Here is a 24,245-nt window from a genome sequence, read left to right as displayed (position 1 = left end):
CGGCGTCCCGGCCGGTACGGCTCGCCCTGGTTCCCGTGCGGACGCCTACGGCCGGTGACCGGCGTCGCGGACGCCCGGCCGGGCTCGCGGCGCCGGTGGGTCAGACCACGTCGTAGTCGACGCTGAGGGTGGCGGTGGTGGGGACGGCCTGGCAGGTCAGGACGTAGTCGTCGGCCCGCTCCTCGGCGGTGAGGGTGAAGCCGTCGGGCATGGTGGCGCCGCCCGAGACGACCCTGGCGCGGCAGGTGGCGCAGACGCCGGCGCGGCAGGAGTAGGGGAGTTCGGGACGCGCGGAAAGGGCGGCGTCGAGGATCGTCTGGCCCGGTGCCGTGCGGACCGTCGAGGTGCGGCCCTCCAGCCGCACCTCCAGGCTGGCGCCCTCGGCGGCTCCTCCGGCGTCCGCTCCGGCGTCCGCGGGGGCGGACGGGGCGGCGGGCGGGGCCGCCTGGAACAGTTCGGTGTGCACCGTGGAGGGGGCGACGCCCGCTTGCTCCAGGGCCCGCCTGGCGCCGTGCGCCATGGTGTAGGGGCCGCAGACGAACCACTCGTCCACGCGCCACGGCGGCAGGAGGGTGCCGAGGACGCCCGCCAGGGTGGCGGCGTCCAGACGCCGGCCGGCCGGGCCGGTCTGCTGGGCCTCGCGGGAGAGGAAGTGCAGCAGCCGGAGCCGGGGGCCGTGGCGGTCCTTCAGGTCGGCCAGCTCGTCCAGGAACATCGCCGAGGCCGCGGAGCGGTTGCCGTACAGCACGGTGAAGGTGCTCTCCGCCTCCACGGCCAGGGCGTGCGTCACCAGGGAGAGCACGGGAGTGATGCCGGAGCCGGCGACCACCGCCGCGTACCGGCGGCGCCGCGCCGGGTGGACGTCGGTGGTGAAGCGGCCGTCGGGCGGCGCGGCCTCCAGCACGTCGCCGGGGGAGAGCCGCTCGCGCACGTGGGTCGAGAACAGCCCGCCGGTCACCGCGCGCACGCCCACCCGCAGCACCCCGTCGCGGCGCAGCTCGTCGGGGGTCGAGCACAGGGAGTACGAACGCCGGACCTCGGTGCCACAGAGCTCGGCGCGCACGGTGATGTACTGGCCGGGGCCGAAGGCGAAGCGTTCGCGCAGCTCCCCGGGGACCCGCAGGGTGACGGCGAGCGCGCTCCCGTCGTCCGCCGCGGCCGTGGTCCGCACGACCTCCAGGGCGTGGAAGCCGGTGCGCGCGGCCGGCGGCCCGGCCGTGGCGGCGGAGCCGGACAGGGCGGCCGTGGGCGCGGTCATCAGTGCTCCTTGAGGTGGTCGAAGGGTTCGAGGCAGGACCGGCAGCGCCACAGCGCCTTGCACGCGGTGGAGCCGAACCGGGTGACCTCCTCGGTGTCCGCGGCGGCGCACCGGGGGCAGGGGGGCGCCGCCACCGACAGCGGCAGCAGGCGGCGGCCGTCGGGCCCGGCGCCGGACGGACGCGCGCCGGGCGGACGCGGGCCGGGCGGGGCGATGCCCGCGGCGGCGAGTTTCGCGCGGGCCCGCGGGCCGATCCAGTCGGTCGTCCAGGCCGGCGACCACACCGTCTCGATCCGGACGTCCGCGTACCCGGCGGCCAGCACGGCGGTGCGGACGTCCGCACGGATGACGTCCATGGCCGGGCAGCCCACGTAGGTGGGGGTGATCGTGACCACCGGCGTGCCGTCCGCGCCGATCCGCGCCGCCCGCAGGACGCCCAGCTCCGCCAGGTTCAGCACGCGGATCTCCGGGTCGTGCACGCGGGCGAGGGCCGCGTACAGCCGGGCCTCCCCGCCCGCGCCTCCCCGCTCGGGCGGGGGCGGCGGCCCGCTCCCGGCTCCGGTCCCTCCCGCCGTCCCGGTCGCACCGGTCTCCCCGGACGCGGGGGCCGCCGGGACGGGGGGCGGGTCCTGCGGGTGCCGGGGCGAGGTGGTGGGGGGTGCGGCGGGGGTCACCAGGTCACCCCCGGGTGGGCGCGGTGGAGGGACTGCATCTCCATCAGCAGCAGGCTGAAGTGCTCGGTGTGCACGCCGTGGCGGCCGCCGGTGGGGGCCCAGTCGCCCGCGGGCACGGCCAGGCCCGAGCGGGTGAGCACCTCCTCGACCGTGGCCAGCCACTCGGGCCGCAGCTCCGCCGGGTCGACGCCGACGCCCTCGGCGGCCAGCCGGGCCGCCAGGGGGTCGGCGGCGAAGAGGTCGTGGGTGTACGGCCACACCGCGGCGACGCCCGCCCGCATCCGGCGGTGGGACTCCTCGGTGCCGTCGCCCAGCCGCTCGGTCCAGGTCGCGGCGTGGTCGAGGTGGTAGGTGCTCTCCTTGACGGCCTTGGCGGCGATCGCGGCCAGCTCCGGGTCCCGCGCGGCGGCGGTGCGCTCGTACCACAGCCGTTGGTAGGCGGCGAAGAACAGCAGCTTGGCGATGGAGTGCGCGAAGTCGCCGTTGGGCAGCTCCACGAGCTGGACGTTGGTGAACTCCGGCTCGTCCCGCAGGAAGGCCAGCGCGTCCTCGTCGCGGCCCCGGCCCTCCAGGCCGCCCGCGTGGGTCAGCAGCGCGCGCGCCTGTCCGAGCAGGTCCAGCGCGATGTTGGCCAGCGCCACGTCCTCTTCGAGCTGGGGCGCGTTGGTGCACCACTGCGCCATGCGCTGGGCGGCGATCAGGGCGTCGTCGGCCGGGCGCAGCACGTAGGCGACGGGCGGGCCGGCCGGGGCGGGTGACGGACCCGGTGCGGTGGGCGGCGCGGTGGTCACAGGTGTTCGACCCCCTCGGGCAGTGCGAAGAAGGTGGGGTGCCGGTAGGGCTTGTCGGCGGCCGGGTCGAAGAAGGGGTCCTTCTCGTCGGGGCTGGAGGCGGTGACGGCGTCGGCGGGGACCACCCACAGGGAGACGCCCTCGCCGCGCCGGGTGAACAGGTCGCGCGCGTTGCGCAGCGCGAGGTGGGCGTCCGGCGCGTGCAGGCTGCCGGCGTGGAGGTGCGCCAGCCCGCGGCGGGCGCGGACGAAGACCTCCCACAAGGGCCAGTCGTGTTCGCTCATGCCGGCATCCCCTCCGCGTCGGCCCGGGCGCCGCCCGGACGGTCCGTCCCGGCCGCGGCTCCGCCGGAGCCCGCGGCATCCCCCGCGTCCGCACCCGAGCCCGAGCCCGAGCCCGAGCCCGAGTCCGCTTCCGCGTCCGCGCTCCGCGCCGCCCGCCGCCGGGCGTGAGCCGCCGCGGCCTCGCGCACCCAGGCGCCCTCCTCGTGCGCCGCGCGCCGATGGGCCACCCGCTCGCGGTTGCAGGGGCCGTCGCCCCGGATCACCCGGCGCAGCTCCGCGAAGTCCGGCGGGGTGAAGTCGTAGTGGCCCCGCTCGGCGTTCCAGCGCAGCTCCGGGTCGGGGAGCGTCACCCCCAGCGCCTCGGCCTGGGGCACGCAGACGTCCACGAAGCGCTGGCGCAGTTCGTCGTTGGTGAACCGTTTGATGCGCCAGGCCATGGACCGCTCGGAGTGGGTGGACGCCGAGTGCGGCGGGCCGAACATGGCCAGCGCCGGGTACCACCAGCGGTCCACCGCGGCCTGCGCCATCTCGCGCTGCCGCGGCGAGCCGTGGGTGAGCGCCCACAGCGAGTCGAAGCCCTGCCGGTGGTGGAAGGACTCCTCCTTGCACACCCGCACCATGGCCCGCGCGTAGGGGCCGTAGGAGGTGCGGCACAGCGGGACCTGGTTGACGATGGCCGCGCCGTCGGTGAGCCAGGCCAGCGCACCGGTGTCCGCCCAGGTCAGCGTCGGGTAGTTGATGAAGGACAGGTAGCCCTGGCGGCCCTCGTGCAGCGCGTCCAGCAGGTCGGCGCGCCGCACGCCCAGGGTCTCGGCCGCGGCGTACAGGTACAGGCCGTGCCCGGCCTCGTCCTGCACCTTGGCCAGCAGGACGGCCTTGCGGTACAGGGAGGGCGCCCGGCCGATCCAGTGCGCCTCGGGCTGCATGCCGACGATCTCGGAGTGGGCGTGCTGGGCGAGCTGGCGCACCAGGGAGGCGCGGTAGCCCCCGGGCATCCAGTCGCGCGGCTCGATCTTGCCGTCGGCCGCGACGATCTCCTTGAAGCGGGCGGCCAGGGCCTCCTCGTCCGCCTCGGCCGGGCCGTCGTGCGCACCGGAGTGCGTCCGGGCCAGTTCCTCCCCGGCCTGGGTCACCTCCGCCAGCAGTCGATCGCTACCCGGCATCGGGGGCGTCTGGGTCGGTCGTTCGGCCACCACCGGTCTCCTTCCTCCAGTGGGGGCACCGTACGGCGGGTTCCGGTCCGCGCCCGTGCGGCCGTCCACTAACTGCCAGCCGCGGCGGAACGGGGGGCAGCAACGGGTCAGCGCCGGGCCCGGGGCCGCGGCCCGCACCCAGGATCTGAGCGCCACAGCAGACGACGAGGGGAGTCGACGTGCCCAGCGCCAAGGGCTTCTACATAGGGCTGATGTTCGACCGCGCGGCCGCCAGGCACCCCGCGGCGCCGGTCGTGCTCGACACCCCGCTCCAACTGTCGCCCGAGGACGGGACCACCGTGACGGCGGACCGGCTCGCCGAGCTCGTCCGCCAGACGGCGGGGCGGCTGGTGAGCGCGGGGGTGCGGCGCGGCGACCGGGTGGCCGTGTACAAGACCAACAACTTCGACATCGCCCTGGTGTCCGCCGCGGTGCAGCGCATCGGCGCCGTCCCCGCGCTGTTCTCCCCGATGCTCCCCGGCGAGACGGCCTCGGGGCTGCTGAAGCGCCTGGAGTCCCCGTGGCTGCTGACCGACGCCGAGCACTACACCACCTCCGGCGTGGACGGCACGGTGGCCCACCGGACCCTGCTGGTGGCCGGTGACGAGCTGCCCGGCACCGAGGCCCTGAGCCGCCACCCGGACGCCGGCCTGCGCGGCACCTCGGTCCCCGCGGTGCACGCCCCCGCCTTCATCAGCCACACCTCCGGCACGACCGGGCTGCCCAAGCTGGTGGTGCAGACGCCGGACGCCCTCCACGAGCGGCTGCGGCTGCAGAAGCAGGTGGCCTCCTGGGTGTGGCGGCGCGAGACCGTCGCCCTGTGCGTCAGCTTCGTGCACGCCCGCTTCTACAGCGCGCTGGACCTGGGCATGTCCTTCGGCAACCCGCTGCTGGTCGCCGTGGACGGGAGCCCGGAGACCATCGGCCCGCTGTTCGCCCGCTACCGGCCCGGCGCGGTGGAGACGCAGCCGAACACCTTCATCGACTGGGAGACGCTGGCCGGTGCCGCGGGCCGGCCGCTGTCCAGCGTGCGCTGCTACAGCGCCACCTTCGACGCGGTGCACCCGCGCACCATCCAGACGCTCCTGGGCGCCTCGGCGCGCCGTTCGCCCAAGTTCATCCAGTTGTACGGGCAGACCGAGACCGGGCCGGTCGCCGGCCGCTTCTACACCGTGCGCGGCGCGGCCGCCATGGACGGCCGGTGCGTGGGCTGGCCGCTGCCCGGGGTCATCCGCATGCGCGTCACCGACGACGAGGGCCGCCGCGTGAAGCCCGGCACGGTGGGCCACATCGAGATCAGAAGCCGCACCCGTGCCGTCACCTATCTCCAGGAGGACGCGCGCTTCGCCCGGCAGCGCAACGGCGCGTGGTGGCGGATGGGCGACCTCGGCTACCTGGACCGGCTGGGCCGGCTGCACATGCTCGACCGGGAGATCGACGCGTCCGAGGGCGTCGGGTCCAACCTGGAGATCGAGGACACCCTGATGGACCGGCTGCCTGAGCTGCGCGAGGTCGTCGTGCTCGGCGGCCTGGGCGCGCGGCCCGTGCCGGTGGTGTGCACCCGCGACGACGCGCCGCTGGACGCCGGGCGCTGGCAGCTCGCCGTCTCCGGCCTCCCGGCGCTGGCCGAGGTCGTGCAGATGCCCTTCGACGAGGTGCCGCGCACCTCCACCTGGAAGGTGCAGCGGCCGGACCTGATCGCGATGTTGCAGAGGGACGGGGCCCGTGGCTGAGCCCGCGACCACCGAGCCGCGTCCCCCGGCCCCGGTGGGCGCGGGGGAGCTGGGGGAGCGCCTGGGCATCGAGCTGGTCTCCGCCGAGCCGCACCGGGTGGTCGGCACGCTGCCCGTGCGCGGCAACACCCAGCCCTTCGGAGTCCTGCACGGGGGCGCCTCCTGCGTGCTCGCCGAGTCCCTGGCCTCGATCGGCGCCTGCCTGCACTTCGGTGCCGACGGCGGGGTCGGCGTCGGCACCGAGATCAGCGCCAGCCACCACCGGCCCGTCTCCGGCGGCCGGGTCACGGGCGTGGCCACCGCCGTCCGGCTGGGCCGCACCCACGCCACGTACGAGATCGCCGTCGAGGACGAGCAGGGCCGCCGGGTGTGCAGCGCCCGGATGACCTGCGTACGCGCCCGGGCCTCCAGAGACCGAGGAGACGACCGCCCATGAGACCGCTGTCACCCTCCGCCCACCAGGACACCTTCGCCCGGGACGGGCTGCCCCCCGCCGAGCTGTGGCCCACCCTCACCACCGACCTGCCCGAACTGCGCTACCCCGAGCGCCTCAACTGCGCCGAGGAGCTGCTCGACGCCACCATCGCCCGGTTCGGGGCCGACCGCACCGCCCTGGTCGACCAGGACGGACGGCGCTGGAGCTACGGCCTGCTGCGCGAGCGCGTGAACCGCCTCGCCCGGGTGCTGGTGGAGGAGCTCGGGCTCGTCCCCGGCAACCGGGTGCTGCTGCGCGGCCACAACTCCCCCTGGCTGGCGGCCTGCTGGCTGGCCGCACTGAAGGCGGGCGCCGTGGTGGTGGCCACCATGCCGCTGCTGCGGGCGGCGGAGCTGCGGCAGATCACCGCCCGCGCCGAGGTGCGGTTCGCGCTCTGCGAGGAGGGCCTCGCGGACGAGCTGGCCGCCGCCGGGTTCCCCGCCCGCGGCACCCTCACCTACACCACAGGGGAGGGCGCGGGCAGCGAGCTGCTGCGGCTGGCCGAGACCCGCTCCGCCGCCTTCGACGCCGTGCCGACGGCCGCCGACGACGTGGCGCTGATCGCCTTCACCTCCGGCACCAGCGGCGAGCCCAAGGCCACCCTGCACTTCCACCGGGACGTGCTCGCCATCGCCGACACCTTCAGCCGGCACGTGCTGCGTCCGCGTCCCGACGACCTGTTCATCGGCAGCCCCCCGCTGGCGTTCACGTTCGGGCTGGGCGGCCTGCTGGTCTTCCCGCTGCGGGCCGGGGCCGCCTCGGTGCTCCTGGAGCGCGCGGCGCCCGAGGCGCTGTTCCGGGCCGTCGAGGAGCACCGCGCCACCGTGCTGTTCACCTCGCCCACCGCCTACCGGGCGGCCCTGGAGTCGGTGGGCGGGCGCGAGCTGTCCTCGCTGCGCCGCTGCGTCTCGGCGGGGGAGCCGCTGCCCGCCTGGGTGTGGCGCGCCTTCCACGAGGCCACCGGGCTGCGGGTGATCGACGGCATCGGCTCCACCGAGATGCTGCACGTCTTCATCTCCGCCGCGGACGACGACATCCGGGTGGGCGCCACCGGCCGGCCCGTCCCCGGCTACCGCGCCCGGGTCCTGGGGGACGACGGCGCCGAGGTGCCCGACGGCACCCCCGGGCGGCTGGCCGTGCAGGGCCCGACGGGCTGCCGCTACCTGGCCGACGAGCGGCAGCGGCGGCACGTCGAGGACGGCTGGAACCTCACCGGCGACATCTACGTCCGCGACGAGGACGGGTACTTCTGGTACCAGGCCCGCGCCGACGACATGATCATCACCTCCGGCTACAACGTGGCCGCCCCCGAGGTGGAGCAGGCCGTCGTCCAGCACCCGGCCGTGGCCGAGTGCGGGGTCGTCGGCGTGCCCGACAGCGCCCGCGGCGCGCTGGTGAAGGCGTACGTGGTGCTCGCTCCCGGCCACCACCCCTCGGACGAACTGGCCGCCGACATCCAGCGGTTCGTCAAGCAGGTCATCGCCCCCTACAAGTACCCCCGGCTGGTGGAGTTCACCACCTCCCTCCCCTCCAGCGCCACCGGCAAGCTCCAGCGCCACTTCCTGCGCGAGCGCCCGCTGGCCACGACCGCCTGAGCGGCGCGCAGGCCGGGACGCCCGCCCACCGCTTCCCTCACCACCCGCGTACGGAGGCTCGCTCACATGTCCCTGTTGGAGACGGCAGCAACACCCGCCGACGCGCCGGTGCCCCGGCGGTGGACCACCCCCGCCGGGGTGCGGGTCCACCGCAGCAGCGAACCGGCCGGTGACGCCGACCGGGTGCGCCACGCCCTGGAGAGGGCCATGGACGAGCGGCGCGGGATGCTGCTCTTCCGCGGCCACGACCGGGCGGTCGGCTACGTCGATCCACCGCTGGAGGTCGCCCTGCGCGGCGACCGCATCCGCGTCCAGGCGCTCAACTCCCGCGGCCGGGTGCTGCTGCGCGCCCTGGGGCCGCTGCTGGCCGGCGCGGTGCCCGTCACCGCCGACGGCCCCGACGCCGTCCACGGCCGGGTGCCCGCCGCCGCCGGGGTCTTCGCCGAGGAGGAGCGCACCCGCCACGCGGGCCCCTTCGCCGCGGTGCGCGCCCTGCTCGCGGCCATGGCGGGCGAGGACCCGCTGCTCGGCCTGTACGGGGCGTTCGGCTACGACCTGATCTTCCAGCTCGACACCGTCCCGCTGCACCAGCTCCGCGACGAGCGGGACCGCGACCTCGTGCTCCACCTGCCCGACGAGATCCACGAACTGGAGCCCGGCGGCCGGGCGGTGCGCCACCGCTACGAGTTCGCGGTGGACGGCACCTCCACCGAGGGCCTGCCCCGCGCCACCCCCGCCCGGCCGTTCGCGCCCGGCACGCCCGACGCGGAGCGCGACCACGCGCCCGGCGCGTACGCCGAGGTGGTGCGGCGGGCCAAGGAGCTCTTCCGCTCCGGGGACCTGTTCGAAGTGGTGCCCGGACAGGTGTTCCGCCGCCGCTGCGCCCAGCCGCCGTCCGTGCTCTTCCGCAGGCTGCGCGCGGCCAACCCGGCCCCGTACAGCCTGCTGGCCCACCTGGGCGACGGCGAGTACCTCGTCGGCGCCTCCCCGGAGACGTTTGTCCGGGTGCGCCGGGAGGGACGGGGCCCTGACACCCGCCTGGTCGTGGAGTCGTCCCCGATCAGCGGCACCATCGCCCGGGGCACCGACGCCCTGGAGGACGCCGACCGGGTGAGGGAACTGCTCGACTCCCGCAAGGAGGAGTCGGAGCTGACCATGTGCACCGACGTGGACCGCAACGACAAGGCCCGGGTCTGCGTGCCCGGCACGGTCCGCGTCACCGCACGGCGCCGCATCGAGATGTACTCCACCCTCATCCACACCGTGGACCGGGTCGAGGGCGTCCTCGGGCCGGGCCGGGACGCGCTGGACGGCTTCCTCGCCCACCTGTGGGCGGTCACCGTCACCGGGGCGCCCAAGCTGGCGGCCGTGGAGTTCATCGAGCGCGAGGAGCGCTCGGCGCGGCGCTGGTACGGCGGCGCGGCCGGTGTGCTGGGCTTCGACGGGACGCTGGACACGGTGCTGACGCTGCGCACCATCCAGATCCGCGACGGGGTGGCCACGGTGCGCGCCGGGGCGACCCTGCTCCACGACTCCTCGCCGCGGGCGGAGGAGGCCGAGACCGAGCTGAAGGCGCTGGCGCTCCTGCGGGTCCTGGACGGGCCGGACGCCGCCGGAGCCGCGCGCCGCCCGGACGCCGCCGGGACCGGCCGCCGGCCGGCCGCCGCCCGTCCCGCCGAGGGCGTGCGGGTGCTGATGGTCGACCACCGCGACTCCTTCGCCCACACGCTCGCTGACTACCTGCGCCAGACCGGCGCGCAGGTCGTCACCTACCGCGCCGGCAGCCACCTGCCGGTGCTGCGGCGCGAACGCGTCGACCTGCTGGTGCTGTCCCCGGGGCCCGGCCGCCCCGCCGACTTCGACGTGCGCGGCACGCTCGCCGAGGCCGACGCGCGGGACCTGCCCGTCTTCGGGGTGTGCCTGGGGCTCCAGGGGCTGGTGGAGTACTGCGGCGGCAGCCTGTCGGTGCTGGAGCGGCCCGTGCACGGCAAACCGTCCACGGTCCACGTCACCGACCCGGGCAGCCCGCTGCTCGCGGGGCTCCCGGAGAGCTTCCCCGTGGGCCGCTACCACTCGCTCTACGTCCCCGCCCACGCGGTGCCCGCGGACCTGCGGGTGACCGCGCGGACCGACGACGGCGCGGCCATGGTCGTCGAGCACCGCGAACGTCGCATGGCGGCCGTGCAGTTCCACCCGGAGTCGATCATGACGACGCGGGGCGGGGCCGGGCACCGGCTCCTCGCCAACGCGGTGACCGCGCTGACCCGCCGCGGCGCCCGGGCGGGCCGGGCATGAGCGCCGAGCGCACCACCGTGACCGTGCCCCGGCCGAAGCCGCGGCCACAGCCGGTGACCTGGGGGCCGGTGCCCGGGCACGGGGCCGGCGGCCACCTGCGCACCGCACTCGTCGGCCTGGGGCCGCGCGGGCTGTCCGTGCTGGAGCGGCTGTGCGCGAACGAGCGCAAGTCGGCCTCCCACGACGCCGTCACCGTCCACCTGGTGGACCCCTACCCGCCCGGCGCGGGACGGGTCTGGCGCACCGCCCAGTCGCCCCACCTGCTGATGAACACCGTCGCCGCGCAGATCACGCTCTTCACCGACGACAGCGTCCGCATCGAGGGACCGGTGGAGACGGGCCCGAGCCTGTACGACTGGGCCCGCTCGCTGGCCCTGACGGCGGGGGACGGCGGGTACGGGGCGGGGGACGGGGACGGGGCCACTCCCGCCGACCCCGAGGTCCTGGCCGCCGCCCGCGCCCTGGGCCCCGACGACTACCCCACCCGCGCCTTCTACGGCCACTACCTGGAGGCCGTCTTCCGGCAGGTGGTCTCCGGCGCCCCGGGGCACCTGACCGTGGTCGAGCACCGCACCCGCGCCCTCGCCCTGGACGACGACGCCGCCGACGGGGGCCTGCAGGTGCTCACCCTGGAGGACGGCACCCGCCTGACGGGGCTGCACGCCGTGGTGCTCGCCCAGGGGCACGTCGCGGCCCGGCCCACCGCCGCCGAGCGCGAACTCGCCGCACGCGCCGAGGCGGCCGGGCTGGCGCACATCGCCCCGGCCAACCCCGCCGACCTGGACCTGTCCGGCATCGGGGCCGGGGAGCCGGTCCTGCTGCGCGGCCTCGGCCTGAACTTCTTCGACCACCTGGCGCTGCTCACCGCCGGGCGCGGCGGGGCCTTCGCACGGGACGGCGACCGCCTGGTCTACCGGCCCTCCGGACGCGAGCCCGTGCTGTACGCGGGGTCGCGGCGCGGCGTGCCCTACCACGCGCGGGGCGAGAACGAGAAGGGGCCGCACGGCCGGTACGACCCGGTGCTGCTGACCGTGGACCGCGCGCGGCGGCTGCGCGCCCGCGGCGGCGCCCGTCCCACGTTCCGCACGGCCCTGTGGCCGCTGGTCGTCGCCGAGGTCGAGAGCGTCTACTACGGCACCCTGCTCACCTCCAGGGGCCGGGCCGCCGAGGGGGCCGAACTGCTCCGGCGCTACCCGCACGCCCCGCCCGGGCCCGCCCGCGTGGAGCTGCTGGACGCCTACGGCGTCCCGGCGGCCGACCGCTGGGACTGGCGGCGGGTGTCCCACCCCTGCGCGGACCGGGACTTCGCGGGGCCGGGGGAGTTCCGCGCCTGGCTGCTGGAGCGGCTGCGCCGGGACGTGCGCGAGGCCCGGGAGGGCAACGTCAGCGGCCCGGTGAAGGCCGCCCTGGACGTCCTGCGCGACCTGCGCAACGAGATCCGGCTGGCGGTCGACCACGGCGGCATCGACGGCGACTCCTACCGCACCGAGCTGCAGGGCTGGTACACGCCGCTCAACGCCTTCCTGTCCATCGGCCCGCCGGCCTCCCGCATCGAGGAGATGACGGCGCTGATCGAGGCGGGCCTGCTCACCGTGGTGGGTCCGGGCCTGCGGGTGCGGGTGGAGGACGGCGACGCCCCCGCCTTCGTCGCGGAGTCCGACGTCCCCGGCGCCCGCGTCCGGGCCCGGGTGCTGGTGGAGGCCCGGCTGCCCGAGCCCGACCTGCGCCGCACCGAGGACCCGCTCATGCGGCACCTGCTGGCGACCGGCCAGTGCCGCCCGTACACCATCCCCGCCGACTCCGGCACCCCCTACGAGACCGGCGGCCTGGCCGTCACCGCCCGCCCCTACCGGCTGCTGGACGCCGCGGGCCGGGCGCACCCGCGCCGGTACGCGTACGGCGTCCCCACCGAGGCCGTCCACTGGGTCACCGCCGCCGGCATCCGCCCCGGCGTGGACTCCGTCACCCTCGGCGACTCCGACGCCATCGCCCGGGCCGTGCTCGGCGGTGACGCCCCCCACGGCGGCGACGACGACGGCCTGGTGGACCACCACATGATCGGAGTACAGGCATGAGCGGAGCGACGGTGCCCCGCACACCGGCCGGACCCGGGGCCGCGCCGGACGCCGGAGGGGCCCCCGAGCCGGGCGCCGAACGGGTCGCCGAACGGGCCGCCGAACGGGCCGCCGAACGGGCCGCCGAGCCGGGCGCCCTGCTCGACGCCGGCCTCTTCGCGCCGGTGCGGGCCGGGACGCCCGTCGAGGCGGCCACCAGTGACACCGCCTGGCTGCGGGCGATGCTGGAGGCCGAGGCGGCGCTGGCCCGGGCGCAGGCCGGGCTCGGGACCGTGCCGGAGGCGGCGGCCCGGGCGATCGGCGAGGTCGCGCTCGGCGGCGGGCTGGACGTGCGGGCGATCGCCCTGTCCGCGCGGGAGACCGCCAACCCGGTGGTGGGCCTGGTCCGGGAGCTCACCCGGGCCGTCGCCGCCCACACCCCGCAGGCCGCCGAGTACGTGCACCGCGGCTCCACCAGCCAGGACGTCCTGGACACCGGGGCCATGCTGGTCACCGCGCGGGCGCTGCGCCTGATCCGCGCCGACCTGGAGCGGGCGGCGAACGCGCTGGCCCGGCTCGCCGCGCGGCACCGCGACACCCCGATGGCGGGCCGCACCCTCGCCCTGCACGCGGTGCCCACGACCTTCGGCCTGAAGGCGGCGGGCTGGCGGGCACAGGTGGAGGAGGCGCGGGCCCGCGTCGACCGGCTGCTGGCCGGCGGGCTGCCCGTCTCCCTCGGCGGCGCCGCCGGGACCTGCGCGGGCTACCTGGAGTACGCCGACCTGGAGCACGCCGGGCACGGCGGGCCGGGCCCCCGGGCGGACGCCGGCGACTACCTCGACCGGCTCACCGACGCCTACGCCCGCGAGACGGGCCTGGCCCGCCCCGCCCTGCCCTGGCACGCGCGGCGCACCCCGCTCGCCGACCTGGGCGCCGCGCTGTCCTGCGCCACCGGCGCGCTGGGCAAGATCGCGGTGGACGTGCAGACCCTGGCCCGCACCGAGGTCGGGGAGCTCGCCGAGCCGGGGCCGACCGGACGCGGCGCCTCCTCGGCGATGCCGCACAAGCGCAACCCCGTCCTGGCCACGCTGATCCGCAGCGCCGCGCTCCAGGTGCCCGCCTACGCGCTGGTGCTGACGCAGTCCCTGCTCACCGAGGACGAGCGCTCCGGCGGCGTCTGGCACGCCGAGTGGCAGCCGCTGCGCGAGTGCCTGCGGCTGACCGGCGGCGCGGCGCACACCGCGGTGGAGCTCCTGGAGGGGCTGGAGGTGCGCGCCGGGCGGATGCGCGAGAACCTCGCCGCCACCGGCGGCCAGGTGGTCGCCGAACGGCTCGCGGCCCGCCTCACCCCGCTGCTCGGCCGCCGGCCCGCCCGGGAGCTGCTCGCCCGCGCCTCCGCCGAGGCCGCCCGGGACGGGCGCCCGCTCGGCGAGGTGCTCGCCGGGGCCCCGGAACTGGCGGGCCTGCTTCCGCCCGCCGAGCTCGACGCCCTCCTCGACCCGTCCGGCTACACCGGGGCGGCCGGACCCCTGGTGGACCGCTCGCTGCGGAGCTGAGCGCGGGGCGCCCCGGGGCCACCGCCGTCCCCGGCCGCCCCGCCCGGCCGTGCCCTCGGCACGCCACCGCCCGGGCGCCCGCGCCCGGCCGTCCCACCCGACCCGCTCGTGTCCCAGTGACGTCCCGCGAAGCCGTGCTCCACGGCGGCTCTCTCCGGCCACCCCGAACGCATGGAAGGAACGCGATGGCAGGCCGGACATCGCCCACGATGCCATGAGCGCCACGGAACTGGACCACCCCCGCCAGGACTTCGCCGCCTCCCCGCCCGCCCAGCAGCCCGTGTGGCCGGACCCGGACGCGCTGCGCCGCGTCCTCGCCCACCTGTCGGCCGCCCCGCCCCTGACCCGGCCCGCCGAGAGCGACGCGCTGCGCGAGCGCCTGGCCGCCGTCGCCAGGGGCCAGGCGTTCCTGGTGCAGGGCGGCGACTGCGCCGAGACCTTCGCCGACAGCGGCAGGCCCGAGCGCGTGCGCGGGAAGCTCGACACCCTGGCCCGGATGGCCGGAGTGCTCACCGCCGCCGGAGCACCCCCGGTGGTCACGGTGGGCCGCATCGCCGGCCAGTACGCCAAGCCCCGCTCCCAGCCCACCGAGACCCGCGACGGAGTCTCCCTCCCGTCCTACCGGGGGGACGCCGTCAACGGCCTCGACTTCACCGCCGAGGCCCGCACCCCCGACCCGGAGCGGCTGAAGAGCGCCTACCACGCCGCGGCGGCCACCCTGCGCCTCATCCGCTCCCTGACCTCGGCGGACGGCGGCGCGCCGGCGGACGGGGGGCACCGCCCGGCGGCCGGGCCCCGGGAGTTCTTCACCAGCCACGAGGCCCTGCTCCTCGGCTACGAGGAGGCCCTGACCCGGCCGGACCCGCGCACCGGCCGCCCCTACGGACACTCCGGCCACCTGCTGTGGATCGGCGAGCGCACGCGCGACCCCGACGGCGCCCACGTGGCCTTCGCCGCGCGCGTCGGCAACCCGGTCGGCGTCAAGCTCGGTCCCACCGCCACCGCGGACGAGGTGCTCGCGCTGATCGACCGGCTCGACCCGGACCGCACGCCGGGCCGGCTCACCCTCATCACCCGCATGGGGGCCGAGCGGATACGCGACGCGCTGCCGGTGCTGGTGGAGAAGGTGACCGCCAGCGGCGCCCAGGTCGCCTGGGTGTGCGACCCGATGCACGGCAACACCTTCCCGGCGCCCACCGGCCACAAGACCCGGGCCTACGAGACCGTGCTGGAGGAGATACGGGGCTTCGTCGAGGTGCACCGGGCCCTGGGCACCCACCCCGGGGGCGTGCACCTGGAGTTCACCGGCGAGGAGGTCACCGAGTGCGTCGGCGGCCCGGGCGGCCCGGGCCTCGCGGACGTGCCCCGCCGCTACGAGAGCGCCTGCGACCCCCGGCTCAACCGCGCCCAGGCCGTGGAACTCTCCCGGGAGGTCGCCGGCCTCCTGCGCTCCTGACCGCCCCGCGCCCCGGCCCCGCCCGCCACCGCCCGGCGCCGCACCGCGCCGGGCGGTCCGGGTGGTGCGGTGCCGGGCGGTCCGGGTGGCGCGGTGCCGGGCGGTCCGGGTGGCGCGTCCGCCCGGGCCCGCCGCGTGCGGACTCAGCCCTGCTCGGCGAAGCCGGTGCGCCAGCTCGGGAACCGGGGCCGCCACCCCAGCTCGCGCGCCCGGGAGTTGGTCGCGCCGCGCTCCCAGCCGGCGCCGCCCTCCGTGGGTTCGGGCGCGGCCACGCCCAGCGCGGCGGCCAGCGCCGGCACCCACTCCCGGGCCGCCGCCGGCTCGTCGTCCACCACGTTGACCGCGCCGCTCGGCCACTGGAGCGCCTGCACCGCGGCCCGGGCGGCGTCCTCCACGTGCACGAAGGAGGAGACGCCGAAGTGGGCGGGCAGTGCGCCGTCGGCCAGCTTGCCGGCCATCAGGCCGCCCGGCGCGTACCAGGTACCGGGCCCGTAGAAGGTGCCGTACCGCAGCACGACGTGCTCGTCGAGCTCCGCCACGGCTTCCTCCAGGGCGACCACGCCGGAGACGGAGGTGGCGCGCGGCTCGGGCGCGGCGGTGTCCAGGGGCGTGGACTCGTCGGCGGGCGCGTCACCCGGCTCGTAGGCCCAGGAGATCGACTGGGCGACGACGCGCCGCACGCCGGACCGCTTCGCCGCGTCCACGAGGTTGCGGGTGCCCTCGCGGCGGACCCGCGCGTTGTCCGCGGGGCTGCCGCCGGACAACGCCGTCACCTGGTGGATCACCGCCTCCGGGGCGGCGGCGGCCACGGCCTCGGCCACCGCGTCGCGGTCGAGGACGTCGAGCCGCACCGGCTCGGCGCCCTGGGCGCGCAGCCGCTCCACCCCCTCGGCGGTGCGGGTGGCAGCCGTCACCCGGTGTCCGGCCGCGACGAGCAGCGGGACCAGGCGCCGCCCCACGGCTCCGGTGGCTCCGGCGAGAAAGATGCGGGTCATCGGTGAGTTCTCCAGTCGACGTCGGTGCACGGGCGGATCGAAAGACGGATCGGAAGACGGATCGGAAGACGGATCGGAAGACGGATCGGAAGGCGGGTCGGGTGGTGGAGCGCGGGCGCGGGTCAGGCGGGGCGCGGCCGGGGCGACGGGCCGGGGCGTGGGTCCGCGCGGTGCGCGGGCCCGCCCCGTCAGTCGTGCACGACCGGGCGTTCGCCCGGCCCGGGGCGGTCGTGCCCCGGGGCCGGAGCGGCGGCCGGGACCGGGGGAGTGGTGCGGTCGGTGACCCACAGGATGAGGGCCAGCACGGTGAGGACGCCACCCGCCGCGCACACGGCCGACCAGCCCCACTGCGGATAGAGCAGCACGGCCAGCGCGCCGCCCGCCGAGCCGCCCAGGAAGTAGGCGGTCACGTAGGCGGTGGTGATCCGCGACCTGACCTGCGGGGGGTAGCCGTAGATCCGCGCCTGGTTGAGCACGTGCACCCCCTGCACCCCGATGTCGAGCAGGAGGATGCCCACGATCACCAGGGCCAGTACGGTGTAGCCGCTCATCAGTGCCCAGGACAGGCCGATGACGGCCAGCAGCAGTCCGCTCGCCTGGTGCGCCACGCCCCGGTCCTGGAGGCGTCCGGCGGGCCGGGCGCAGGCGGCCCCGGCGGCCCCGAGCAGGCCGAACAGGCCGATGAGGGCGGGCTCGTAGCCGTAGGGCTCGTCGGAGAGCATCAGCGGCAGCGCGGTCCACAGGAGCTGGAAGGCCGCGAAGCCCAGCGCGCCGGTGGCCATCCGGCGGCGCAGGAACGGTTCGGCGGCGATCAGCCTCCCCACCGAGGCCAGCAGTCGGGGGTAGGTCGAGCCGGGGCTGGGGGGCAGGCTCGGCAGCAGGAACCGCATCGCGACGGCGAGCGCGGCCATGAGGATGGCGGCCACCGCGTACACCAGCCGCCAGCTCTGCAGCGTCTCCAGCGCCCCGGCCACCGTGCGCGCCAGCAGGATGCCGAACAGCAGGCCGGTCATGAGGGTGCCCACGACCTGGCCGCGCTGGTCCTCCCGGGCGAGCGTGGTGGCCAGGGGTATGAGGATGTTGATGACGGTGCCGGTCACGCCGACCACGGTCAGCAGCACCACCAGCGTCCAGGCGTCGGGCGCGGCCGCGGCGAAGGCCAGCGCCACCGCGTCCAAGGCCAGCATCGTGACCATCAGCGGCCGCCGGGCCAGGAGGTCGCCCAGCGGCACCAGGAGCACCAGCCCGAGCGCGTAGCCGAGCTGGTTGAGCGTCACGCTCAGGCCCACCAGGCCCGAGGAGGCGTTCAGGTCCGTGCTCAACTCCCCCAGCAGGGGCTGGGCGTAGTAGTTGTTGGCGACGATCAGTCCGATGGAGATCGACATGAAGAGCACCAGCGGACGGGACACCCCCGACCCCGGCACCACGGGGCCCGGGGCCGAGCCGGAAACAGGTCGGCGAGTGATCATATGGTCACACTAAGAAGGGCGGGGGACGTGCGCATGGGCCGAGAACGCCACGGGAGGGTGGGCCAAAGATGACCGCTGTCGCCGCCGGACTCGACCTCCTCCTGGAGCTGCCCGCCCGGGGCGGGCGCGGCCGCGCGCTGGAGGAGGCGCTGCGCACGGCGATCCGCGAGGGACGGCTGACCGCCGGAACCAGGCTGCCCCCCAGCCGCAGCCTGGCCGCCGAACTCGGCCTGGCCCGCGGCACGGTGAGCCAGGCCTACACGCAACTCGCCCACGAGGGCTGGCTGATCACCTCCTCCGGGCGCGCGGGAACCCGGGTGGCCCGGCAGCTACACCCGGAGGCCGGCGCACCGCCCCGGGGCGCCCCGGGCCCGTTCGGACCGCCCCGGGTCCGGCACGACCTCGGGCCCGGACGCCCGGACGTCTCCCTCTTCCCCCGGGCCGCGTGGCTCAGGGCCACCCGCCAGGCGCTGCGGGACGCCCCCGCCGAGGCCCTCGGCTACGGCGACCCGCGCGGGCGCCCGGAGCTGCGCGCGGCGCTCGCCGCCTACCTGGGCCGGGCCCGCAGCGTGCGGGTGGACCCGGCCCACCTCGTCGTGTGCTCCGGCTACACCCAGGCGTTCGGGCTGCTCACCTCCGTCCTGGCCGAGCAGGGGGTGGAGTGCGTCGCCATGGAGGACCCGGCCCTGGGCGACCACGTCGCCGTGGCCCGCGGGCGGCTGCGGGTGGTCGACACCGAGGTCGACGCGGAGGGGATGCGGGTGGCCGACCTGGCCCGCACCGACGCCCGGGCCGCCGCCTGCACCCCCGCCCACCAGTTCCCGCTCGGGGTGAGCCTCTCGCCCGCCCGCAGGGCCGGCCTGCTGTCCTGGGCGCGGGAGCGCGACGGCTGGATCGTCGAGGACGACTACGACGGGGAGTTCCGCTACGACCGCCGTCCGGTCGGCGCCCTCCAGGCCCACAGCCCGGCCCGGGTGTGCTACGTGGGCTCGACCAGCAAGGCGCTGGGGCCCGGGGTGCGGATCGGCTGGATCGCCTGCCCGCCGCGGCTGCTGGAGGCCGTGGTGGCGGCCAAGGTCCTCGCGGACCGGGTCACCGGTCCGCTGGACCAGCTCGCGCTCGCCGAGCTGATCGCCTCCGGCGGCTACGACCGGCACCTGCGCGCGATGCGCCAGCACTACCGGCGCCGCCGGGACGCCCTGATCGAGACGACCGCCGCCCGGCTGCCCGGCGCCCGGGTCACCGGTATCGCGGCCGGTCTGCACGCGATACTCGAACTGCCCCGCGGCTTCCCGCCGGAGGAGGAGGTCGTGGCCGCCCTGGCCGCCGCCTCGGTGCGGGCGCACCCGCTGAGCGCCTACCGCCGGGGCCCGGCCCGTCCGGCCGGGGCCGCCCTGGTCATCGGCTACGCCACCCCGGCCGCGCACGCCCACGGCCTGGCGCTGGACGCGCTGTTCACGACGCTGGAGCGGACGGCGGCGCGCCGGGCCGGCCGGGGCGGCGCGCCGCGCGGGGTGGCCCCCGGGCCGCCCGCCGCCCGGGGCCCGGCCCCGTCCGGGCGTGTCCTGCCCGCCCCGGCCCCGGCGGCCCGGGAGCTGCGTACCCCGGCCGGGGCGCGGCGCGCGCGCTGAGCGGGCGGCTCCGCGGCGCCCACGGGGCCAAGGCGGTGGTCGGTCGGGCGTCACAGTGGCGGGCCGGGGCCGGGCCCCGGGGTCGTGCCTGAGGAGGGGGCCGGGCCCGGGCTCGGGGACGGGCCCGGGGCGTCACGCCGTCACGCCGTCACGCTTCGTGGTGTTCCAGCCGCAACTGGGCCGCGCGCATCCCGGCCTCGAAGCGGGAGCGGGCCCGCAGCCGGCTCTTGAGGTCCGCGACACGCCGCCGGTAGGTGCGCACCGACCAGCCCAGTTCCCGGGCGGCCGCCGCGTCCGTCCAGCCCGCTCGGAGCAGCGCGAGCACCTTGGCCAGCGGTCCGTCCTCCTCGACCGCGCGCACCAGTTCGCCGTCCACCCCGGCCAGCACGTCGAAATCCACGGCGCCCTCCCAGGCCGTGTCGAAGAGCGACTCCAGGGCCCGGACGGTCCGGCGGTCCCGTACGACGGTGAGCCGGGCCGTCGAGGAGCCCAGCAGCGCCACCGTGCCGTCGATCAGGGTCATGCCGTGGATCTGCGGGCCCGCCACGCGCACCGCCGCGGCCGCGTGGGTCTGCGTGGGGGGCCGTCCGGTGTCCTCGTCCCAGGCCGAGCGGGAGACCAGCAGGCGGGTCTCCCGGGGGTTCTCCAGTAACAGGCGGTGCAACACGTCCAGCAGGCCGGACGCCGTCCCCGAGGGGAGGACGTCCAGGCTGATCCGGGAGGCGACGGGACGTCTGGGCACCTGTTCCAGCAGTTGTCTGACGGTGGTGAGCGCGCTGTCCGCGAGGGGCTTCGGGCGCCCCTGTGCGCCGGGGCCGTTGAGAAGTCTGGCGATCTCGCCCACTTGGCCCGCGTGGTACTGCAGCGCCTGGACGCAGGTGTTCGCGGCCGTGAGCTGACGGGGATGCCCGCTCGTGGTCATGGTGCCTCCTGACTCGCCGCCACCGTTGCCACGGCGTGGTCGACCGGTTGATGGATGCACTCGCGCAGGAAGGGACACGCGGCGGCCGCCCGGGCAGGGGCGGGCCGTGGGGAGCGGAGGGGTCTGCGCGCGTAGAGCCCGCCCCCGGCAGGGCGTTCACCGGCGGGCAGGGCGCGACGCGCCACCGTCGGCGGAACGGGCGGCCGACGGTGCGCGGGCAGCGGCAGAGCGGAGGGGAAGGGTGGGGACGGCTACGGCGCGGGGTCCGCGCCACTGTGGCCGGGATTGTCGTTGTCCGGAACCCTGCGCCTGCCCGGCGTGGCGGGAGTGGCTCCCGCGGTGGCCGAAGACCGGCGGGCGCCCCGGCCCGGTGCGGTGCCCGGAGCGCTGGTCCCCACGCCGGTCACCTGCCTGATCGTCAACGCATCCCCCATGATCCCTTTCCTCTGTGAGGTGAAAGAGTCCGCGTCCCAGTGTCCGGTTCCCCAGTCTGCGGGGCGACCCGCGGGGGGAACAATCCAAGAGCGACAAGAGGCGAGATTTGATTGAGCGGGCGGCTGATACTGGCCCCCGGGCATCGGACCTTTCGGGCATCGCGTCGCATACGCGCCCCGGGCGAGCGCGCACTTCGGACACCTCCGGCACCCCGCCCCGGCACGGGCAAGTGCCGCCTGGCCGAAACAGCCCCGCGCGCCCCCGGCCCCCCGTGCGGGCGGGGCCGGGGCGGGGAGCGCAGGGTGCCGCGCCGTCAGACGAGGGCGGTGACGGTGACGGTGACGGCGATGTCGGCGTCGGCGTCGGCGTCGGCGGGGTGGGCGGCGCGCAGGGCGGTGGTCACGGCGGCGCGGGCGGCCCGGGTGACGTCGAGCGCGCGGTGGGTGCGGTGGACGGCCAGGCGCAGCTCGGCGTGCAGCCGCCAGCCCCCGGGCGTGCGGGTGCGGCGGACGCGGACCCCGCCGCCCGCGCCGCGCGGGGCCGCGGTGGGGCGGGGACGCAGGGAGGCGACGCCGGGGGTGTCCTCGGCGGCCCGGGCGGCGGCCGCGGTGAGCCGGGCGTCCAGGTCCTCCGGTGCGGTGTGCGGGTCGGTCATGGTCACTCGCCCTCCGGGGAGTCGTCGAGGAGGTCCAGGACGCGCACGTCGACGGCGCGGAGGTCCAGGCCCAGGCGGTCGGCGGCCGCCGACCGCACGCGTTCGCGCACGGCGTCGGCGATCTTCGGCACGGGCCGCTCCGCGTCCAGCGGCGCGGCCACGTCCAGCCGGACGCGGACCGGGCCGCGCGGCAGCCTGCCTCCCCGGCGGGCCGGGGTGCGCTCGGGGGCGGCGTCCAGGGGCAGGACGCGGCAGCTCTCCGCCCGCACGCCCGGCACCGACTCGGCCGCCGCCCGGCAGGCGTGGGCCACGGCCGTCTCCACGATCCACGTGTCCTCCCCGGCGTCGCCCAGCGGCACGGACGCGCCGGGACGCAGTTCGGTGCGGACGACGTCCATGACGCGCTCGGTGACGCCCGCCGCCACCGGTTCCGCGGTCCCCGCGGCGCGCTCGGCGTCCCGGGCCGCCCCGCGGCGCACCAGGTCGTCCAGGGAGCGCAGGTCCGCCAGGGCGGCGGTGCAGTGGGGGCACCGGGCGGTGTGCGGGTCGGCCGCCGCGTGCGCCGGGTCGGCCTCCCAGGCGTCCCACACCTCCTCCAGCGGGCGCCCGCAGGGCAGGGTGTGGGCCACGTCGCGGGGGGAACCGGGCGACCCGGACTCCGGACTCATCGCCATGCGCTCATCGCCTCCATGAGATATCGCCGTGCCCGGAAGGTCCGGCCACGCACGGCCTGCCGGCCGATGCCGAGGACGTCCGCGATCTCGCCGTAGCCCAGGCCGTACAGGTCGTGCGGCACCCGGCAGGCCCGCCGCTGCGGACTGAGGCCCGCGAGCGCGTCGGAGAGGTCCCGCACCGCCGCAGTCGACTCCGCCGCGCGCACCGGTGAGGACCGGTGCTCCGGGGCGCTCGGCTCGCGGGCCGGGTCGAGCCGCCCGGTGGGGCGGCGTGCCCGCAGCAGGGCGAGGCAGCGCCTGGTGACGATGCGGTACCTCCAACCGGGGAACGCCGCGTCGCCGCGGAACTCCGGCAGCCGCCGCCACGCGCTGACCAGCGCCTCCCGGACGGCTCCCCGGTGTACGCCCCGCTGCCGGGCACACGGTCGGCCAGGCCGGGCAGCACCGGGGCGTGGCGGCGCACCAGCGTCTCGAACGCCTCCTCGCCACCCTCGCCCGCGCGGGCGGCGGGCAGCGCGTCGTCCCCCGGCGGCCGGTGCCCGGCCGGGGCCGCGCGCCGTCCACCGGGCGCGTCCCGCCGACCGCCCCGCGGGGCGGGGGCGGCCCTCACCTCGTCCTCCGGCACCCGCCGGCTCCTCTCCCGTCCGTGGGGTCCGCCGGGCAGGACACGACGGGACGGCGTGCGTCACGCATGACCGGGGGCGAACCCGTGCAGAAGTCTGACGAACCTTTCCCGCGGTTTCCCGGATTCCCGCGCGACGATGCGCCGCGCGTCGGGTCCCACGCCGTGACGACACCTTCCCGCGAGTCGGGCGAGCGACGCAGAGGAGTCAGCGCACATGGCTGCCACCACGAACGCCACCACCGCTCAGCAGGCCCCCACCGAGCGGCCGGAGCCCTCCGGTCCCCACCCGCTCGGCACGGCCGCCACCGAGGGCCCGCGCCCGGCCACCGCGTCGGACGGCGAGCGCGGCAGGACCACCATCGCGGACGGCGTGGTGGAGAAGATCGCCGGAATGGCGGCACGCGAGGTGCCGGGCGTGCACGCGCTGGGCGGCGGCTTCGCCCGGACGTTCGGCGCGGTGCGCGACCGGGTGCCCGGTGGTCGCCGTAACGTCGCGCGCGGGGTGAGGGCCGAGGTCGGCGAGCGGCAGACGGCGCTGGACCTGAACATCGTCGTGGAGTACGGCGTCCGCATACCCGAGGTCGCGCACGAGGTGCGGGAGAGCGTCATCACCGCGGTGGAGCGCATGACGGGGCTGGAGGTCGTCGAGGTGAACATCGCGGTGGGCGACGTGCACCTGCCGGACGAGGAGCCGCGAGACGACGCGGAGCGCACCCCGCGCGTCTCCTGAGAGCGCCCCGCGGCACGGGCGTCCTCCGGACGCGACCTCCGTCCGTACGTGAGGCGCGTTTCGTCGACGCCGTCCCCGGCCGCTCCGGGGGCCGCCACGCCGGGGAGGCGTAGCGGAGCTACTCGTTCCGGATGCGCGGGCGTGGGACGCGGTCCGGGGTGAGCGGAGCGTCGGCCCCGGGGCGGGGCCGACGCTGACAGAGCGTCAACAAGGCCACGTCGGCGCGGGTTTCGCGAGCGACGCCGCCGCGCTCCGGGCCCGGGGTGCGGCGCGTCGCACACCGCTCACCTGTCGGTGTTCGTCCTGGTTATCCGGATTGAGCACGCCTTGGCGTGACCTCCGTGTGACAGATGCATGAAGTAGCCGCACGCCTCTTGTGTGTTTCCTATGGTTCGGCAAACCTTTCACTGGTGGCTGTGGATGACATGTCCGCGTCGCTATCCCCACACTCGCGCACCACCAACGAGAAGGATCTCTCAATGGCAGTGATGCGTTCCCCCAAGCGCAGATGGTCGGCCGTGGCCGTGGCGTCCGCCGCGGCGGTCGCCCTGGGTGTCGGTACCGGGCTCCCCGCGGCAGCGGCCGAGGAGCCGGAAGGCGTGATCGCCAACGCCGGTGCTCCGGGCACGATCAAGGACCGCTACATCGTCACCCTCAAGGACGGTGCGCCGGACGCCGAGACGGCGGCCGGCAAGGCGCTGGCCGAGAAGTACGGTGCCGAGATCGACATCGTCTACGAGGAGGC

The 24,245-nt window shown here is 76.8% G+C and carries 19 protein-coding genes and 2 pseudogenes; 10 read left to right on the top strand and 11 right to left on the bottom strand.

Annotated features, from left to right (window positions below; genetic code table 11):
* Positions 1–100: 100 nt before the first annotated feature.
* Genes OSB71_RS21485 through paaA form a run of 5 tightly spaced genes read right to left on the bottom strand, consistent with a single transcriptional unit; the run spans position 101 to position 4,170 of the window.
* Positions 101–1,258 carry a 2Fe-2S iron-sulfur cluster-binding protein gene (locus OSB71_RS21485; protein ID WP_265950436.1) on the bottom strand — a complete coding sequence of 386 codons (1,158 nt, stop codon included), beginning with the start codon at positions 1,256–1,258 and terminating at the stop codon, positions 101–103.
* Positions 1,258–1,932, bottom strand: a complete 675-nt coding sequence (paaD, locus tag OSB71_RS21480; RefSeq protein WP_323055327.1) for a 1,2-phenylacetyl-CoA epoxidase subunit PaaD — start codon at positions 1,930–1,932, stop codon at positions 1,258–1,260. Before paaD ends, OSB71_RS21485 begins: the two co-directional genes overlap by 1 nt.
* Positions 1,929–2,723 carry a 1,2-phenylacetyl-CoA epoxidase subunit PaaC gene (paaC, locus tag OSB71_RS21475; RefSeq protein WP_265950435.1) on the bottom strand — a complete coding sequence of 265 codons (795 nt, stop codon included), beginning with the start codon at positions 2,721–2,723 and terminating at the stop codon, positions 1,929–1,931. Before paaC ends, paaD begins: the two co-directional genes overlap by 4 nt.
* Complete coding sequence (gene paaB, locus OSB71_RS21470) at positions 2,720–3,007, bottom strand: 1,2-phenylacetyl-CoA epoxidase subunit PaaB (RefSeq protein WP_265950434.1); 288 nt, start codon at positions 3,005–3,007, stop codon at positions 2,720–2,722. Before paaB ends, paaC begins: the two co-directional genes overlap by 4 nt.
* The gene (gene paaA / locus OSB71_RS21465; RefSeq protein WP_416237309.1) at positions 3,004–4,170 is read right to left on the bottom strand and encodes a 1,2-phenylacetyl-CoA epoxidase subunit PaaA; all 1,167 of its coding nucleotides are present in this window, start codon (positions 4,168–4,170) and stop codon (positions 3,004–3,006) included. The genes paaB and paaA overlap by 4 nt, the downstream gene beginning before the upstream one ends.
* 209 nt (positions 4,171–4,379) lie before the next feature.
* Between paaA and OSB71_RS21460 the strand changes: the two genes are divergently transcribed.
* The 7 genes from OSB71_RS21460 (at position 4,380) to OSB71_RS21430 (ending at position 15,364) form a co-directional block, all read left to right on the top strand.
* Positions 4,380–5,933: a class I adenylate-forming enzyme family protein gene (locus OSB71_RS21460; protein WP_265950432.1), complete on the top strand. Its 1,554-nt coding sequence runs from the start codon at positions 4,380–4,382 to the stop codon at positions 5,931–5,933.
* Positions 5,926–6,369 carry a PaaI family thioesterase gene (locus OSB71_RS21455; protein ID WP_265950431.1) on the top strand — a complete coding sequence of 148 codons (444 nt, stop codon included), beginning with the start codon at positions 5,926–5,928 and terminating at the stop codon, positions 6,367–6,369. Before OSB71_RS21460 ends, OSB71_RS21455 begins: the two co-directional genes overlap by 8 nt.
* Entirely contained in the window at positions 6,366–8,003 is a 1,638-nt protein-coding gene (locus OSB71_RS21450) for a benzoate-CoA ligase family protein (protein ID WP_265950430.1), read from the top strand. The genes OSB71_RS21455 and OSB71_RS21450 overlap by 4 nt, the downstream gene beginning before the upstream one ends.
* 66 nt (positions 8,004–8,069) lie before the next feature.
* Positions 8,070–10,298 (top strand): anthranilate synthase component I, encoded by a 2,229-nt coding sequence (locus OSB71_RS21445; protein WP_265950429.1) that lies wholly within the window; start codon positions 8,070–8,072, stop codon positions 10,296–10,298.
* A complete protein-coding gene (locus tag OSB71_RS21440; RefSeq protein WP_265950428.1) occupies positions 10,295–12,373 on the top strand; it encodes an FAD/NAD(P)-binding protein in 2,079 nt (692 codons plus the stop codon). The genes OSB71_RS21445 and OSB71_RS21440 overlap by 4 nt, the downstream gene beginning before the upstream one ends.
* Positions 12,370–13,908, top strand: coding sequence for a nitrosuccinate lyase (locus OSB71_RS21435; RefSeq protein WP_265950427.1), 1,539 nt, complete (start codon positions 12,370–12,372; stop codon positions 13,906–13,908). Before OSB71_RS21440 ends, OSB71_RS21435 begins: the two co-directional genes overlap by 4 nt.
* Before the next feature lie 214 nt (positions 13,909–14,122).
* Positions 14,123–15,364 (top strand): 3-deoxy-7-phosphoheptulonate synthase, encoded by a 1,242-nt coding sequence (locus OSB71_RS21430; protein WP_265950426.1) that lies wholly within the window; start codon positions 14,123–14,125, stop codon positions 15,362–15,364.
* 143 nt (positions 15,365–15,507) lie between these two features.
* Here OSB71_RS21430 and OSB71_RS21425 read toward each other — a convergent pair whose 3' ends face one another.
* Together OSB71_RS21425 and OSB71_RS21420 are read right to left on the bottom strand one after the other, a co-directional pair.
* A complete protein-coding gene (locus tag OSB71_RS21425) occupies positions 15,508–16,359 on the bottom strand; it encodes an NAD-dependent epimerase/dehydratase family protein (RefSeq protein WP_265950424.1) in 852 nt (283 codons plus the stop codon).
* Positions 16,360–16,547: 188 nt separating this feature from the next.
* Positions 16,548–17,744 carry an MFS transporter gene (locus tag OSB71_RS21420; protein ID WP_265950423.1) on the bottom strand — a complete coding sequence of 399 codons (1,197 nt, stop codon included), beginning with the start codon at positions 17,742–17,744 and terminating at the stop codon, positions 16,548–16,550.
* A gap of 152 nt (positions 17,745–17,896) precedes the next feature.
* On the opposite strand from OSB71_RS21420, the gene pdxR reads away from it, so the two are divergent.
* Complete coding sequence (gene pdxR, locus OSB71_RS21415) at positions 17,897–19,459, top strand: MocR-like pyridoxine biosynthesis transcription factor PdxR (RefSeq protein WP_265950421.1); 1,563 nt, start codon at positions 17,897–17,899, stop codon at positions 19,457–19,459.
* A gap of 148 nt (positions 19,460–19,607) precedes the next feature.
* Here pdxR and OSB71_RS21410 read toward each other — a convergent pair whose 3' ends face one another.
* The 4 genes and pseudogenes from OSB71_RS21410 to OSB71_RS21395 all read right to left on the bottom strand — a co-directional run bounded on the left by OSB71_RS21410 (position 19,608) and on the right by OSB71_RS21395 (position 22,659).
* A complete protein-coding gene (locus tag OSB71_RS21410; protein WP_265950419.1) occupies positions 19,608–20,381 on the bottom strand; it encodes a helix-turn-helix transcriptional regulator in 774 nt (257 codons plus the stop codon).
* 748 nt (positions 20,382–21,129) lie between these two features.
* Positions 21,130–21,471, bottom strand: coding sequence for an Asp23/Gls24 family envelope stress response protein (locus tag OSB71_RS21405; RefSeq protein WP_265950418.1), 342 nt, complete (start codon positions 21,469–21,471; stop codon positions 21,130–21,132).
* Positions 21,472–21,473: 2 nt separating this feature from the next.
* Positions 21,474–22,145 carry an Asp23/Gls24 family envelope stress response protein gene (locus tag OSB71_RS21400; protein WP_265950416.1) on the bottom strand — a complete coding sequence of 224 codons (672 nt, stop codon included), beginning with the start codon at positions 22,143–22,145 and terminating at the stop codon, positions 21,474–21,476.
* Positions 22,136–22,659, bottom strand: a pseudogene (locus tag OSB71_RS21395) (RNA polymerase sigma factor). The gene OSB71_RS21400 and the pseudogene OSB71_RS21395 overlap by 10 nt, the downstream one beginning before the upstream one ends.
* A gap of 325 nt (positions 22,660–22,984) precedes the next feature.
* Here OSB71_RS21395 and OSB71_RS21390 point away from each other — a divergent pair.
* A complete protein-coding gene (locus tag OSB71_RS21390; RefSeq protein WP_265950414.1) occupies positions 22,985–23,500 on the top strand; it encodes an Asp23/Gls24 family envelope stress response protein in 516 nt (171 codons plus the stop codon).
* 479 nt (positions 23,501–23,979) lie between these two features.
* Positions 23,980–24,245 (top strand): annotated as a pseudogene (locus OSB71_RS21385) (S8 family peptidase); the annotation flags it as partial.

Origin of the sequence: Streptomyces marinisediminis (assembly GCF_026262575.1) — a bacterium.
GTDB lineage: Bacteria > Actinomycetota > Actinomycetes > Streptomycetales > Streptomycetaceae > Streptomyces > Streptomyces marinisediminis.
This window is presented reverse-complemented; position numbering and strand designations above follow the sequence as displayed.